The sequence below is a fragment of the Novosphingobium sp. NFX11 genome, from assembly GCF_057376415.1.
The window spans coordinates 1467355-1481285 of sequence record NZ_CP080385.1 but is presented as its reverse complement, the minus strand read 5'-3'; the positions used below and the strand labels follow the sequence as shown (position 1 = coordinate 1481285).

Annotated in this window: 10 protein-coding genes and 1 pseudogene; 3 read left to right on the top strand and 8 right to left on the bottom strand. The window is 63.4% G+C overall.

The features are described 5' to 3' along the window. Positions 1-99 precede the first annotated feature (99 nt). Complete coding sequence (locus tag KZO24_RS24615) at positions 100-2427, top strand: TonB-dependent receptor plug domain-containing protein (protein ID WP_271183703.1); 2328 nt, start codon at positions 100-102, stop codon at positions 2425-2427. Positions 2428-2433: 6 nt separating this feature from the next. Here KZO24_RS24615 and KZO24_RS24610 read toward each other — a convergent pair whose 3' ends face one another. Beyond that, a complete protein-coding gene (locus KZO24_RS24610; protein ID WP_271183702.1) occupies positions 2434-3336 on the bottom strand; it encodes a LysR substrate-binding domain-containing protein in 903 nt (300 codons plus the stop codon). A gap of 114 nt (positions 3337-3450) precedes the next feature. Between KZO24_RS24610 and KZO24_RS24605 the strand changes: the two genes are divergently transcribed. After that, on the top strand, positions 3451-4203 hold the full coding sequence (locus KZO24_RS24605; protein WP_271183701.1) for an SDR family NAD(P)-dependent oxidoreductase: 753 nt from the start codon (positions 3451-3453) through the stop codon (positions 4201-4203). Positions 4204-4360: 157 nt separating this feature from the next. Here the strand turns inward: KZO24_RS24605 and KZO24_RS24600 are convergent, their stop codons facing one another. The 5 genes and pseudogenes from KZO24_RS24600 to KZO24_RS24580 all read right to left on the bottom strand — a co-directional run bounded on the left by KZO24_RS24600 (position 4361) and on the right by KZO24_RS24580 (position 9767). Then, positions 4361-5323, bottom strand: a complete 963-nt coding sequence (locus tag KZO24_RS24600; protein ID WP_486487764.1) for a PepSY-associated TM helix domain-containing protein — start codon at positions 5321-5323, stop codon at positions 4361-4363. A 23-nt stretch (positions 5324-5346) separates the two neighbouring features. Continuing rightward, positions 5347-5742: a PepSY domain-containing protein gene (locus tag KZO24_RS24595; RefSeq protein WP_486487368.1), complete on the bottom strand. Its 396-nt coding sequence runs from the start codon at positions 5740-5742 to the stop codon at positions 5347-5349. Continuing rightward, positions 5739-6341: a hypothetical protein gene (locus tag KZO24_RS24590; protein ID WP_430099421.1), complete on the bottom strand. Its 603-nt coding sequence runs from the start codon at positions 6339-6341 to the stop codon at positions 5739-5741. Before KZO24_RS24590 ends, KZO24_RS24595 begins: the two co-directional genes overlap by 4 nt. Then, positions 6338-8622, bottom strand: a pseudogene (locus KZO24_RS24585) (TonB-dependent receptor). Before KZO24_RS24585 ends, KZO24_RS24590 begins: the two are co-directional and overlap by 4 nt. Before the next feature lie 230 nt (positions 8623-8852). Continuing rightward, on the bottom strand, positions 8853-9767 hold the full coding sequence (locus tag KZO24_RS24580; protein WP_430099424.1) for a TonB-dependent siderophore receptor: 915 nt from the start codon (positions 9765-9767) through the stop codon (positions 8853-8855). A 30-nt stretch (positions 9768-9797) separates the two neighbouring features. Between KZO24_RS24580 and KZO24_RS24575 the strand changes: the two genes are divergently transcribed. Continuing rightward, positions 9798-10082: a hypothetical protein gene (locus tag KZO24_RS24575; RefSeq protein ID WP_271183696.1), complete on the top strand. Its 285-nt coding sequence runs from the start codon at positions 9798-9800 to the stop codon at positions 10080-10082. Between the two features lie 148 nt (positions 10083-10230). Here the strand turns inward: KZO24_RS24575 and KZO24_RS24570 are convergent, their stop codons facing one another. Beyond that, the gene (locus KZO24_RS24570) at positions 10231-12699 is read right to left on the bottom strand and encodes a TonB-dependent receptor (protein ID WP_486487367.1); all 2469 of its coding nucleotides are present in this window, start codon (positions 12697-12699) and stop codon (positions 10231-10233) included. A gap of 229 nt (positions 12700-12928) precedes the next feature. Further along, positions 12929-13828, bottom strand: a complete 900-nt coding sequence (locus tag KZO24_RS24565) for a LysR family transcriptional regulator (RefSeq protein WP_430099426.1) — start codon at positions 13826-13828, stop codon at positions 12929-12931. Positions 13829-13931: the final 103 nt, after the last annotated feature.

The window sequence follows — 13931 nt, the reverse complement described above, 5'->3', positions numbered from 1 at the left end:
GCGATGCGGCAATGTCTCAACAGGCGCCCCAAAAGAATTAAATGTGTTCAGGTCCCGTCGCATCCGACCGCAACCGGTTCGCGGCATGAGGAGAAAGTCATGAAGTTCACGAATGTCCTGGCGCTCGCCGCCGTATCGACCGTCGCCATCGATCAGGCTCAGGTGGCCGCCGCACAAGAAACGGCTGCAGCTACAGGCGCCGACAGCGAGATCGTCGTCATCGGCAGCCGCGCCCAAGGGCGCTCGAAGCTCGACACCGCGTCTCCGGTGGACGTCGTGACGATCCAGGACCTGAAGCAGCAGGGCACGACCGAGCTTGGCACCGCGCTCGCCAACTCGGTCCCCTCGATCAGCTTCCCGCGTCCCTCTGCCACCGACGGCACCGACGCGATCCGTCCCGCCACCTTGCGCGGCATGAGCCCGGACCAGACGCTGGTGCTCATCAACGGCGTGCGCGCGCACACTTCGGCCTCACTCAACGTCAACGGCGTGGTAGGTCGCGGCTCGGCAGCGGTTGACCTCAACACGATCCCGTCCACTGCGCTCCAGTCGATCGAAGTGCTGCGTGACGGCGCCTCGGCGCAATACGGTTCGGACGCTATCGCCGGTGTCGTCAACCTGCGCCTGCGCGAAGCCGATCACGGCGGCGGCGCCACCGTCACTTACGGCATCTACGACACCCAGATCGACACCGCGCGCGACAGCCGCCACGTCACCGGGGAGAGCACCGTCACCGCCGCCGGGTGGCAGGGCATAAAGCTGGGACAGGACGGCTTCCTGACGGTTTCGGGCGAGTACACCAAGCGCAACCCCACCAGCCGTGGCGACGTGGACCCGCGCCTGACCACGCCCGTCGTCGACAATCGCTTCGGCGATCCGGAAGTCGAAAGCTACTCGGTCTACGTCAACTCGGCCAAGCCGCTGAACGACACCTGGGAAGTCTATGCCTTCGGCGGCTACCAGTACCGCGATTCCAGCTCCGCCGCATTCCCACGGCTGGATACGGCGGCAGCGGTCTACGACCTCGATGGCTTCCTGCCCAAGATCAACACCCACTCCAAGGATCTGACCGTAACCGGAGGCCTGCGCGGCGAGATCGCGGGATGGAAGACCGACCTCAACGTCAGCTATGGCCGCAACCGGATCGATTACTGGACCCGCGATTCCGCCAACTACACGTATGGCGCGGACAGCCAGACGGACTTTTACGACGGCGCCTCGATCTACGACCAGTGGGTGGCCGGAATCGATTTCTCGAAGCAGTTCGACGTGTTCCAATCGCTGAACGTGGCATGGGGCGTCGAAGGCCGCCGCGAAAGCTACGAGATCAAGGCGGGCGAACCTGCATCCTATGGGTATGGTACCGCCTATCCCGGCGCGACGCCGGGCGCGCAGGGCTTCCCGGGCTTCTCGACACTCAACGAAGTGAACGAGCACCGCCAGAACGGCTCGATCTACCTCGACCTCGAAGCACAGGTCACCGACAAGCTGCTGGTCGCCGTGGCTGGACGCGGCGAGAAGTATTCGGACTTCGGCAGCACCGCCACCGGCAAGCTATCGCTGCGCTATGATTTCAGCCCCGCCTTCGCGATCCGCAGCACCGCCTCGACGGGCTTTCGCGCACCCAGCCTGATCCAGCAGTATTACACCTCGATCACCTCGGTCATCCAGAACGGCAACCAGATCGTCACGGGTACCTATCCCTCAACCTCGGCGGAAGCGACCTCGCTGGGCGGCAAGGCGCTGGAGGCTGAAAAGTCCACCAACCTCTCGGCCGGTTTCGTGCTGCGCACCGGCGGCTTCTCGCTGACGGTGGACGGCTATCGCATCCACGTGCGCAACCAGATCGGCCTGTCCGAAAACATCGCCGTCACGACGATCCCGAACGTCTCGGCCGCCCGGTTCTTCCTGAACGGGCTGGCGACCACCACCAAGGGCATCGACGCGGTCGCCAACTACAAGATCGTCACCGAAGTCGCGGGTACCTTCGACCTGACCGTCGCGGGCAACGTCAACGACATCAAGGTGACGAAGGTGCCTGCCAACACCGCCCTGTTCGCCCGCAGCCGCATCCTGACGATCGAAGAGGGCACGCCAGGCGAGAAGGTCTCGGGCACCGTGGTCTGGACCGGCGATACGCTGGGCGCGACCGCGCGTGTCACCTATTATGGGGACGTTCTACAGCCCGGCACCGTCGCCACCAGCGACCTGCACACCGGCAAGCACGCGATCACTGACCTAGAACTGCGCTACCAACCCAAGGATGCGCCGTTCAATCTAGCGCTGGGAGCAAGCAACCTGCTCGATGTCTATCCCAAAAAAGTGCCCGCCACGCTCAACACCACCGGCGTGACCGCGTTTCCCTACTACTCGCCGTTCGGTTTCAACGGCCGCTACCTCTATGTCCGTGCGGGACTGAGTTGGTAATCGACCTCAATCGGAGTTGAGGCCGTCGCGCGGGAAGCCGGCGGCCAGATGGTCGATCAGGGCGCGGACTGCCGGCGGCAGCCCGCGCCGGGTCGTGAAGACGAGGTGCACGATGCCCTGCAGCCCGCGCCATTCGGGCAGCACGCGCACGAGCGTTCCCGTGCGCAGGGCATCGCGGCAGACATGATCGGGCAGGATCGCCACGCCCAGTCCGGCAACGGCGGCGTCGCGCACCGCCGCCATGTCCTCGCACCCCAGCCTGGGGACCACGCGGAGCATGTGGCGGATCCCGTCCGCCATCTCCAGATTCCACTCCAGATCGTCAGCGGCATCGTCGGTGGAAAGCGCCGGAACCTCGGCAAGCTGCGCGATGGTGCCGATGCGGCTCGCGAGTTGCGGCGCGGCGACGAGAATGCGCGTCGAGGTGCCGAGCGAGCGCATCGTCAGCGCGGCGTCGCTGGTCAGGCTGGCTCGCACGCGCAAGGCCAGATCGATCCGCTCTTCGATCAGATCGACCGCCCGATCGGTCGCGACCAGTTGCAGCCGCACCTTGGGATAGCGCGCGAGGAACGAGGCGATCAGCCCGCCGATCGGCGCCACCATGCCGGTCGGGCAACTGAAACGCACCCGGCCATGCGGCTCGGCCTGCGCCTGCAGCACCAGTGCCTCGGCCTGCTCGGCTTCCGCCAGGATCGCCCTGCAGCGTTCGTAAAAGGCCTGTCCGGTATCGGTGACACGGAAGCGGCGGCTGGACCGCTCGATCAGACGTAGCCCGAGCCGCGCCTCCAGACCGGCGATGCGGCGGCTCAGTTTCGACTTGGGCTCACGCAGCGCGCGGCCCGCCGGGGCGAACCCGCCATGCGCCACCACTTCGGCGAAATAGGCATAGTCGTTCAGGTCTATTCGCATCATCGTTCCTTATGTGGAACGCTGAGTGCCACATTTGCCGACTACAGGCACTACCGTTCTTGTTTCATTGATGCCGGGCGCCGGCGATCGGTCGGCAATCCAAGGAGACAGACAATGACGAGCCCATTCGAGAACAAGGTAGTGGTAATTACCGGCGGCACCAGCGGCATCGGCCTGGCGACGGCGAAGGCATTCGCGGCCGCAGGCGCGGCGGTGTTCATCACCGGGCGGCGGCAGGATGCGCTGGATGCGGCGGTGAAGCAGATCGGCGGCCACATCACCGGCGTGCGCGGCGACATGGCCAACCTTGCCGACATCGACCGTCTCTATGATGCGGTCCAGCAGAGCCACCCGCAGATCGACGTGGTCTTCGCCAATGCCGGTGGCGGCGAACTCGCACCGCTCGGCGCGATCACCGAGGAACACTACGCCCAGACCTTCGACAGCAACGTGAAGGGCGTCCTGTTCACGGTGCAGAAGGCGCTGCCGTTGCTGCGCGATGGCGGTTCGGTGATCCTCACTTCGTCCACCACCAGCATCAAGGGCACCGGGGCGTTCAGCGTCTATTCGGCGACCAAGGCGGCCGTGCGCAATTTTGCGCGCAGCTGGATCCTCGACCTCAAGGACCGCCGCATCCGCGTCAATGCCGTCAGCCCCGGCCTGACCGAGACCGCCGGCCTGAACGAGCTGTTCGGCGGTGGCGAACAAGCTCAGGGCGTCAAGGACTTCATGATCGGCCAGGTTCCCGCCGGGCGCATCGGCCAGCCGGAAGAGATCGCCAAGGCCGTGATGTTCCTTGCTTCAGACGATGCATCCTATATCAACGGTGTCGAACTCTTCGTCGATGGCGGGCTGGCCCAGATCTGACCGGGGCGTCGGGCCTCCCACCATGAGCCTTGCACCATTTCGGCGGTGCGAGGCTCATGGCCGGGTGTCACTAACGCTAGAGCGCTGCCCCCTCACATTCCCGAGGTAGAACTCCAGTTCCACAGTATCGCACCGCCCATCTCATGCGGCATCGTTCTCAGTACAATGCCCTGCCAAGATAGAGCACCGCCGCAAGAGCCGACGCGACGACAAGACCCCGCCGCCAGAGCCGCGCCAGATACTCACCCGAACACCGGTTCATGACGGCGCAGAGCACGATCGCGATCGTCGTCAGGATCAGCCAGGCCGGCGCCAGCGGAACTTCGGGATATACAAAGGCGAGGATTGCCGTGAGCATCAGCACTACCGGCTGCCCCCAGCAGACCGCCGACCAGATGCGCTCCCACTGCGGCGCCGGGCGGCCGCGATCGCGGCGGCGAGCGAGCCAGATAGTCACCCCGCTGGAGGTTACGACACAAAGCGCAAGTCCCAACAGACCATATGCCACACGCACGACGGGACCACCGAACCAGCCGAAATGAAGCTGACCAATACCGCTCAGCACCCTAGTGCCGACCACCATGTCTTTCGGGTGCTCCTCGTGGATCGCCGCGCCTTGCGCATCGAACTGCACCTCATCCTGTACTACAAGGTGGCGGGACCGGCGGCCATGGACGGAGATACGCATGTCGGCGCGGCCGGGGCGTTCGACCATGACGCTGTCGATCGCCGCTTCGGCCATGCGCGCGCGGGCCTGCGCGATCAGTGCGGCAAGATCGGGCATCGGCACCGTGCGGGCATCGATGGCCGGGGGCGGATCGAGGAACAGAGCATAAACCCTGGTCATGTCGCCGCGATAGAGCAGCAGCGAGAGCCCGGCGACGATAATCGTGCTCAGCCCCAGCAGCGCCCCGGTCAGCGCCAGCGTGAAGTGGAACGGCAGCGCCCAGACCCCCAGCCGGTTGTGCAGGTCCGCTTCCTGCAGCCGCCTCGATCCGCCAAGCCGCAAGTGAAACGCATCACGCACAACGCGAGGGTGTGCAAGGATGCCTGAAACCAGCGAGGACAGCAGCGCCACTCCCGTTAGCCCGACGATGAACCCGCCCCAGCTGCGCGGCAGGTGCAGGCAGATATGAAGGTAGATCAGGAACTCGGTCCAGATCGCATCGAGGGGGAGAGCGTACCGTCCTCGGCCACCGCCCAGTTGCGCTCGAAACCCGGCTTGAAGGCAACCAGCGTTGCGCCCTCCTTGGCCGGGCTCGGCATCGTCAGATAGATCGAACTGTCCGACGGGGTTTGGCGAACTGCTTCGGTAAGCGCGCGGGCTGCAGCAGCCTCCGACAGGTGCATGGCGACCGGAGTACCCGGCACTTCGATGCGCTGCAGGTCCGGCGCGAAGACCGCGATCGTGCCGGTCAGGCAGACAAGATAGATGATCGCGGCGAAAGCCAGCCCCAACACCGAGTGGCTGCTCAGCACCGAGCGCACCGTCTCGGGTGAGATCGGCCAGCGCCACCGTTTCTTGCGAGTGTTGCTCATGTTGACGCCCCGGAAAGGATGCCGCCGAGGAAAGCGAGGCCGAAGCCGAGCACGCTGGTGCCCACCAGCACGGCAGTCGCACGCAGCAGGCGGCGGTCGGCGAGTGTCCAGGTCATTGCGAGACCCCACAGAACCGGCAGCAGCATGCCGCCGGTGACGATGCGCGTGCGCGCATCACCCGGCATGTAAACAGTGACGCAGAAGGCCAGCGCCATCGCCGCCGTCATGCCGAGCGGCCCCGCCAGTAGCGTGCGCAGCACGCCGCGCCATACGCGGCCCGGCTCGTCGAGCGGCTCGGGTGCATCCCCGCCCTCGCCTTTGCCATCGCGCTCACGCGCAACCTTGCGGACTCTGCCGTGCCAGACGATACCGAAGGCACCGATCCCTTCCATCGCCAACGCCAGCGCGGTGCCCTTGACCGGGCCGACCACCCACCCGGCGAGAAGGATCGCGCCGATCAGGACGCCCCACCCTCCGGCCAGCAATGCAGGCGCGGCGCCTTCACGCCGACGCCACGATGTACGCAGCAGCCCGGCGCCCAGAACGCCCGCCGCAAGCAGGAACAGGCTCGCAACCAACATTGCCAGTGGCGACGTCACCAGTGCACGCCCGCGCCGACGCCGAACGTCTGCGGATCGCCAAGGATCGCCTGATGGATCGCAGCATATTCGTACTGCTTGTACTTTTCGTTGAAGATGTTGCGCGCGAACACGAAGACCTGCCAGTTGTCGGTCTCGTAACCCAGCCGGCCATTGACCACGGTGCGCGCGGCAACGGCGTACTGGTCCTGATCCTGCCCGACGCCGGTTAACACCGAAGTGCGGTAGTTGGCATTGAGATTGGCGGTGACGCCGCCCAGTACGGTCGCATTGATGCCCCCGAAAGTGTCCAGCGCGGTGCATAGGGGAACTGCGTCCCGGTCAGGTCCACCGTGCTGGTCGCGCCGGTCGGCAGGTCGAAATCGTCGAACTTGGTACGCACGTGGCCGACCGAGGCATAGATGTCGATGCCGGGGGCGACATTGGCGTTCGCCTCCAATTCGAACCCGTAGAGATGCGAGCCCGCGGCGTTGACGGTGTTGTAGTCATAGGCATTGAGGCCGAAGTAGGCGGTGACCTGCTGGTCCTTCCACTTCATGTAGAAGACGTTGGCATTGACCATCAGCTTGCCGCCCAGCCACTTGGAGCGCACAGAGCCTTCGTAGTTCCAGCTATACTCGGGATCGTACGGCACCAGTTCGGCACGCGCCGGGTTCTGGCTCGATCCACCCGAGCGATAGGCCCGTTGTACGGTGAACGCCGTCGTCAGGTCGGGCGTCCAGTCCATGCTCACGCCGAACTTGGGCAGGAACGCGTTGAACGTGCGGCGGTTCGACGCCAGCGGCGAGGAGGCATCGTCGACGAGGCCCAGCACGCCCTGGTTGATCAGCCCGATGATCGGGGCATAGGCAGTGCCGAGGAAATTGACGTCGGGCAAAGTGCCGTTGAAGGCCGCTACGGTCTCGGCTGCATAGCGGTTGCGCTCGTGGTCGAAGCGGAAGCCGCCGATCAGCGTCAGCTGGTCGGTCAGCTTGAAACGCGCATCGCCGAACAGCGCCATCGTCTCCACCTTTTCCGGCTGCGTCGCGCGGTAGAGTACCGGGATCACCGGCAACTGGGTGGCATAGGCTGCAGCGATCGTCTGTGCCTGCGCGGCGCTCGCCCCGCCTGACTGCAGCAATGCCGCGATCGTCGAAGTGGGCGTTGCGATGTTGACGCGGCTGTTCTGGTCGATGGCGCCGCTGCGGCGATAGTACCACGCGCCGAGCAGTCCGCTCAGCCGCTCGCCTTCGTAGTTGAGACGCAGTTCCTGCGTCAGCGTGCGATAGAGATAGCGGTTGTCGATCGCCTGGATATCCTGCGGCGTGCCGTCGGTATCGATCTGCGAATGGACTTTCGAGCGATTCCACGAGGTGACGCTCGACAGCTTAAGGTGGTCCGCCAGCGGGTAGCTCAGCTTGAACACGGCAATGTCGCTGCCGATCTTGCCGCTGGTAGGCTGGTCGCCGGTGGCGACGCGGTGGTCGTAGAAATCGGGCGTATCGGTGCGTGCATATTCGTAAAGGTAACCGCCGTCGCGCCGCACGCGATTGTAGCTGGCGACCGCCTCCAGCCCCGGAATGGCGGCGGGCGTCCACTTCACCTTGCCGCGCAGGTTCAGCGACTTGAGTTCGTCGTCATAGCCGCCGCGCGTCAGGTTGCGGATAAGCCCTCGGTCGGCCCGGCGCTCGGCCGAAAGGCGTATACCCAGCTCGTCCTCCACGATCGGGCCGCCCACAGCCGCCGAGAACGTGCGGTCGTCATGTTCGCTCCACAGTACGCGCGCATCGCCGGTCCAGCGGTCGAGCGAGGGATCCTTGGTGGTGATCACGATGCCGCCCGCCAGCGCGTTGAGGCCCTGAATAGTGGACTGCGGGCCACGCAGCACTTCGACCTGCTGGACGTCCCACATGTCGGTTGGGCCGCCATACAGCGCCCACTTCGGGATCGGTGCGCCATCGACGTAGACGCTGGCAGCATCGGCCTGCCCGCCCGCGCCGACGCCGGTATTGCTCACGCCGCGAATGGTGAAGCCGGAAGACCCATAGGTCTCCGAGAGGTTCGCGGTACGGTTGTAGACGTCCTGGATGGAGATCAACGTCTCGCGCTCGATCTTCTCCGCAGTGGTCACGGCGATGCTGGTCGGGGTCTCCTGCAGTGTGCGCGTCGACTTTTCGCCGGTAACGATAATATCGGCCGGCCGGATCGTCGTTTCATCGGCGGATGCCATCTGCTGTGCATGTGCGGAAACCGAGAGCGCGGCCACAGCAGCGCTCGAAAGAAAGACGGAAAAACGGATCATGCACCCCCCATGGACTGTCAGCAGCGCATATGGCTTTTCCGATATTGCGAGTCAATTGCACCACAGTAGGGTGATACGGCAAATGTTCCGACACCGGGAAGGGACCGCTCAGAAAGTCCGTGAGAGCGTCAGCCTCCAGTTGCGCGGATTACCGGGGGTCACGCGATCGATTCCACCGGTGTCGGGAAAGTAGCGCTCGGCGAACAGGTTGGCGACGGTCAGTTGCCCCCTCAGCCCTCACGCCTGCACGACACCCCTGCATCGACCAGCGTGTAGGCAGGCAGCCAGAGCAGCACCGAACCGTCGGAATTTACCGAGTAGATGTTGCCGTTGCGCTTGCTGTTGTAAGTGATGCCCAGTGTCGCGCCTAATCCGGCAAACGGGCCGTCCTGCAACTCGTACTGCGCGAAAGCCCCGATATTGTGACGGGGAATGTTGGAGAGCAGCGCGCCGACAGTGAAGAAATTATCCTTTGTCACCTCCGCATCGGTGTAGGTGTAGGCAAAGTTCAGGCTGAAGCCGCCGATCGGCTGCCACTGCAACTCCGCCTCGATCCCCCGTGCCCGCTGCTCGCCGGTCACGACCGAAAAGTCGAGATAACCCGCGTCGGACGTCGTCACGTTCTGCCGAGTCAGTTGATAGACGGCCAAGCTACCACTGAACCGGGTGCCGTCCGGCGCAAACTTCACGCCCAGTTCGATGTTCCTGCCCCGCTCGGGCGGCACCGGCCCGCCAATGGGATTACCCTCACCGTCGAAGCCCACGACCTGCAGGCTATAGAGCTGCGGCAGGAACGACTTCGACCAGCTGGCATAGGCGTTCACACCGCCAGCCAGCTTCACGGTGGCGCCGATGCGCGGACTGAAATCGTCATCCTTCTGCCCGGATGCTTCGGCCCAGTCATAGCGGCCTCCAAGGGTCAGTGTGGCGAACTCCCCGAACTTCAGGTGGTCCTGCAGATATATCCCGGTCTGGTGCGCCTTGCTGCCGCCGGACGAGCCTAGCACGGAATCGGTATCGTATGCTTCGTCGTAATCGGGATTGGCGATGTTCAGCGGGAAATGCGTGGAATCGTAGTCGCCGGCGTTGAAGTAGGTGCTACGGTTCTGCTGGTGCCGGGTTCTGCCTGCGTCGCCCGCGTCCACGGACGGGCACACCTCACCACCGACCCCGTCATGCGCGAACATTTCACGGTACAAGGCAAAGTCCCATCACTGGCGATCGGCGTGCAGATCGAGGCCCTCGAATTGCGCGAAAGCCCCGCCTTGAAGCGCGCCGCGCTATGGCCGGTCACTCCCGGGACGAGCATCGAGCCGACGAAGCCTTTCATCGAGCACATCAAGCTCAACAAGAACAAAGGCGTCGCTGCTGCATTGGCCCGCGCGAGTATCGCTGTGCCCGGAATGAGCGCGCTGATGCGGAAAGGCCTGGAGAAGGACTACAAGGATAATTTGTACTGACGCGAGACCTCGTTCGGCCACGCAGAACAGCAGCAGCGTAAGGCTTGAGTAGGAATATCTGACGTCTGCTCAAGCCGTCTTTTGTTTATAATCGAACCGCATACCGTCACGAAACGCTTGAAGCGTTTCGTGACGGTATGCTTTCGTGTCACATCTTCGCGGTCAGGGTCAGGACCGCCGATCGGGCATCGCCCGGCGTGGCCCAGCCATTGTTGCGGATACGGGTGAAGTACAGCTTGTCGCCGATATTCTTGACGTTGAGCTGCGCCGACAGGTTGGGCGAGAACTCGTAGGACAGGTAGCCCTGGTGAACCAGGTAGTCCTTCGCGTTGATCGCCTCGGCCGTCGGGGTCGCGGCGGTCAGCAGGAAGCTGCCCTGATACGTGAACCCGTAGCCGACAGTCAGGCCGAACGGCAGACGATAGGTGGTGAACAGGCTGGCCGAGTGCTTGGGCGTCTGCGGCAGGTACTGTCCGGCACCCGGGTTCGGGTTCGCAGCCGTATTGGTGCAGGTCCGCGTGCCCGTCACCGCGCCGGGGTTAGCAAGGCAGAAGTCGGAGACGGACTGGATCAGCTTGGCCTTGAGGTACGTGTAGTTGGCCGTGATCGTCCATGCAGGCGTGATGGTGCCCGACGCGCCGATCGCGATGCCGTCCACCCGTGACTTGCCGTCGAGCTGCTGGTTCGGCACCGTCGGATCGCCCGAGACGACCGCGTACTTGTCACGCTCGTTGCGGAAGGCCGATGCGGTCAGCAACAGGCCGCCGTCGAACAGCTCCGCCTTGGCGCCGATCTCGTAGTTCTTGGCCGATTCCGGGCTGATGTTGCAGGTCGTGTTCTGAATCGCCGAGCCATCGGCGGCGAGCCCGTCAGCCGTGCACGATCCGTTGACCGAATTCTTGGAAGGCGTGCGCGAATTGCCGTAGGCAACGTAAAGGCTGACCGCCTCGACCGGCTTGTAGTTCAGACCGACGCGGTAGGAGAACAGCGTGTTGGCGTTCCGACCGCGGGTGGTCGCGCTGACATCGCCGAAGCCGTACTGCACGCCGCTAACCGCGCAGCCGACGGCGAGGCCGCACAGCGTGTCGGTACGCGAGGTGCCGGTGTTGCGCTCGAGGCGGGCGCCGCCGCTCAATTCGAACTTGCCCAGCTTCATGGTGTCGAACAGGTAGCCCGCCACGTTGGTCTGCTCGCCGATGGTGTGACCGGTGCGGATGAAGTTGACCGCGCCGGTGTAGACGTTGCTGCCATAAGTGAATGCCGAAGTCGCAGGACCGGTGATCACCTCGTTCGGGTTGTCGATGTTGATCAGCGGCAGGCGGGTGAAGGCATTGGTGCCGTCGGCATTGCGCAGCACGTTGCCGTTGTAGAGATCATATTTTTCCCAGGTGACGGCACCGCCCAGCGTGATCGTGTGCTCGATCGCGCCTGTGTTGAAGACGGCCTTGATGTCGAGCTGGTCGAACATCAGCTGGTTGCGCGTGTCACGCGTGGTGCCGCGCGGGCCGGTCGGATAGTAGTATCCGGCGGGGACGAGCACGTTGTTGGGCGCGGCGGTCGTGCCGATGTTGACCGTGCACGCGGCGCCGAGCGGGGTCACGCCGCTCGACAGGCAGTACGTGCCCTGCGGCGGATTGACCTGGGTTAGCTGGCGCAGATCCTGCCAGCGGGCAAGGTTGCGGATCGAGACAGTGTCGCTGAATTCATGCTCGAAGATCGCGGTCAGCTGATCGACATTGATCTTCTGCTTGTCGACGTTGCGGTAGCCGAAGTAGTCGCTGCGATGGACGCCGGAAATCAGACCGCCTGCTACCGCATAATACGGCAGGCCGTACTGCGGGATATTGTCGTCTTCCTGATGGCTGTACTGCAGCGTCAGACGGGTCGGGCTGTCGATGCCAATGGTCACCGAAGGCGCGATGCCCCAGCGCTTGTAGTCCTCGACATCGCGACCGGGCACGTCGTTGCGGTGCCACATGCCGTTGAAACGGAAGGCGACAAGCTCGCTGACGCGCTTGTTGAGATCGACGGTCGCGCGATAGTAGTTGTCGGTGCCGATGCCCGCCGTGGCGACATAGGCGTCATCGGCCTTGGGGCGCTTGGTGACGATGTTGATATTGCCGCCGACCGAGCCCGCGCCCGAGATCACCGAGTTGGCTCCGTTGGTCACTTCGACCTGGTCGAGATTGAACGGGTCGGTGCGGGTGATCTGGGCGCTGTCGCGCACGCCGTCGACGGTGATGTCGTTGGCCGCGCTGTAGCCGCGGAATGTGATGTTGTCGCCGGGGCCGGTGCCCGCCTCGCCCGCGCCGAAAGTGATGCCGGGCACGGTGGAGAGCACATCGCGCAGGGTCAGGAGATTCTGCTGCTCGATCACTTCGTTGGACAGTACCGTGATCGTCTGCGGCGTGTCGCGAACGGACCGCGTACGCTTGGGCGATTCAAGCTTGCGGCCAGGGGCTTCGGTGATCTCGGTATCGGAAACGGTGACGCCGCCGAGGCTGCGATCGGCAGGATCCGCCTGCTGCGCATGAGCGACCGGCGCGAAAGCCGGCGCGATGCAGGACAGCGCAAGGAAAGTGCGACGCGCGGTCGCCTTGGATGGCTTGATTGGCATGATTCCCCCTTATGAACAAGGCGGCTGATACTGATAGTCAGTCTCATTATCAATGAAATATTTCAGCAGATTTGCGCTTATGTTTCAGGGACGGCCTTTCCGAGACATTTGACGCTCTAATCATGCTGCCGGGAAGGCATGATGACCGAAAGCCCGTGCACTGCGGAGCAACAGGGCAGCCCCTTACCTTGCCAGACTTTGGAGCACCTTCGCAGGCGCAATCCGCGTGCTACGCCAGTCGCTTCTTGAGCAATTCTTCGAGCCAATCGGCAAACACCTGTAATCGGCGCGACAGATGCTGGCGATGAGGATAAAGCAAGTTCATCGGCATCGGGGCAGCCCGATGATCTGGCATCACCTCGACCAATTCGCCCGCCTCCACATGAGATCTGACGTCATAGGCCGGGATCTGGATCAGGCCGAGGCCAGCAAGACAGCAAGCAATATAGGCTTCAGCATTGTTGACCGTAACGGGTCCACCCAGAGACATAGTGCGCAGACCTCTGTCTTCGCCCCACTCCCAAGCCTCGACTTTTCCCGTAGAGGGCGAGGCATAGTTGACCGCATGATGATTGCGCAAGTCATCGGGCGACTTTGGTATCCCATGACGTGCCAGATAAGACGGACTTGCCACATTGATCAGTGGCAGTTTACCGATCGGTCGCGCGATCAGTCCGGAATCGGCCAGTGGACCAACACGAAGCGCGCAATCGACTGCATCCCCCGTCAGATTGATGGCGCGGTCAGTGACCCCCATGTCGATTTCGATCTTGGGGTAGGTATCGAAAAAACCGGGCAGCGCAGGCGCCACTATCAACCGGCCGATCCGGCCCGGAACGTCGATGCGCAGACGCCCCGTTGGCTGAGTTGCGTTTTGACGAAACAGGTTTTCGGTATCCTCGACCTCAGCGATAACCCGCTGGCAGCGCTCATAAAATGCTATGCCATCATACGTCGGTGAAACTTTGCGGGTTGTACGATGAAGCAGTCGCGCCCCGACACGGTCCTCAAGCGCCTGTATGGCTGCCGAAACGGATGATCTGGGAACCCCGAGGGTATCTGCCGCGCGCGTAAAACTCTCACATTCGGCGACACGGATGAAAACCCGGAACAGTTCGATACGATCCATATTACCCGGAATATCCATTGTTCGGATTTTCAGACAAGTAAATTCAAATTAAACAATTTTATCGTTCAAATGTTGAACATATGTTCGCACCTCGAGGCGGCCA

Coding starts and splice junctions, on each gene's coding strand:
- KZO24_RS24615 (WP_271183703.1), top strand. CDS start 100: ATGAAGTTCACGAATGTCCTGGCGCTCGCCGCCGTATCGACCGTCGCC.
- KZO24_RS24610 (WP_271183702.1), bottom strand. CDS start 3,336: ATGCGAATAGACCTGAACGACTATGCCTATTTCGCCGAAGTGGTGGCG.
- KZO24_RS24605 (WP_271183701.1), top strand. CDS start 3,451: ATGACGAGCCCATTCGAGAACAAGGTAGTGGTAATTACCGGCGGCACC.
- KZO24_RS24595 (WP_486487368.1), bottom strand. CDS start 5,742: ATGAGCAACACTCGCAAGAAACGGTGGCGCTGGCCGATCTCACCCGAG.
- KZO24_RS24575 (WP_271183696.1), top strand. CDS start 9,798: ATGCGCGAACATTTCACGGTACAAGGCAAAGTCCCATCACTGGCGATC.
- KZO24_RS24570 (WP_486487367.1), bottom strand. CDS start 12,699: ATGCCAATCAAGCCATCCAAGGCGACCGCGCGTCGCACTTTCCTTGCG.
- KZO24_RS24565 (WP_430099426.1), bottom strand. CDS start 13,828: ATGGATCGTATCGAACTGTTCCGGGTTTTCATCCGTGTCGCCGAATGT.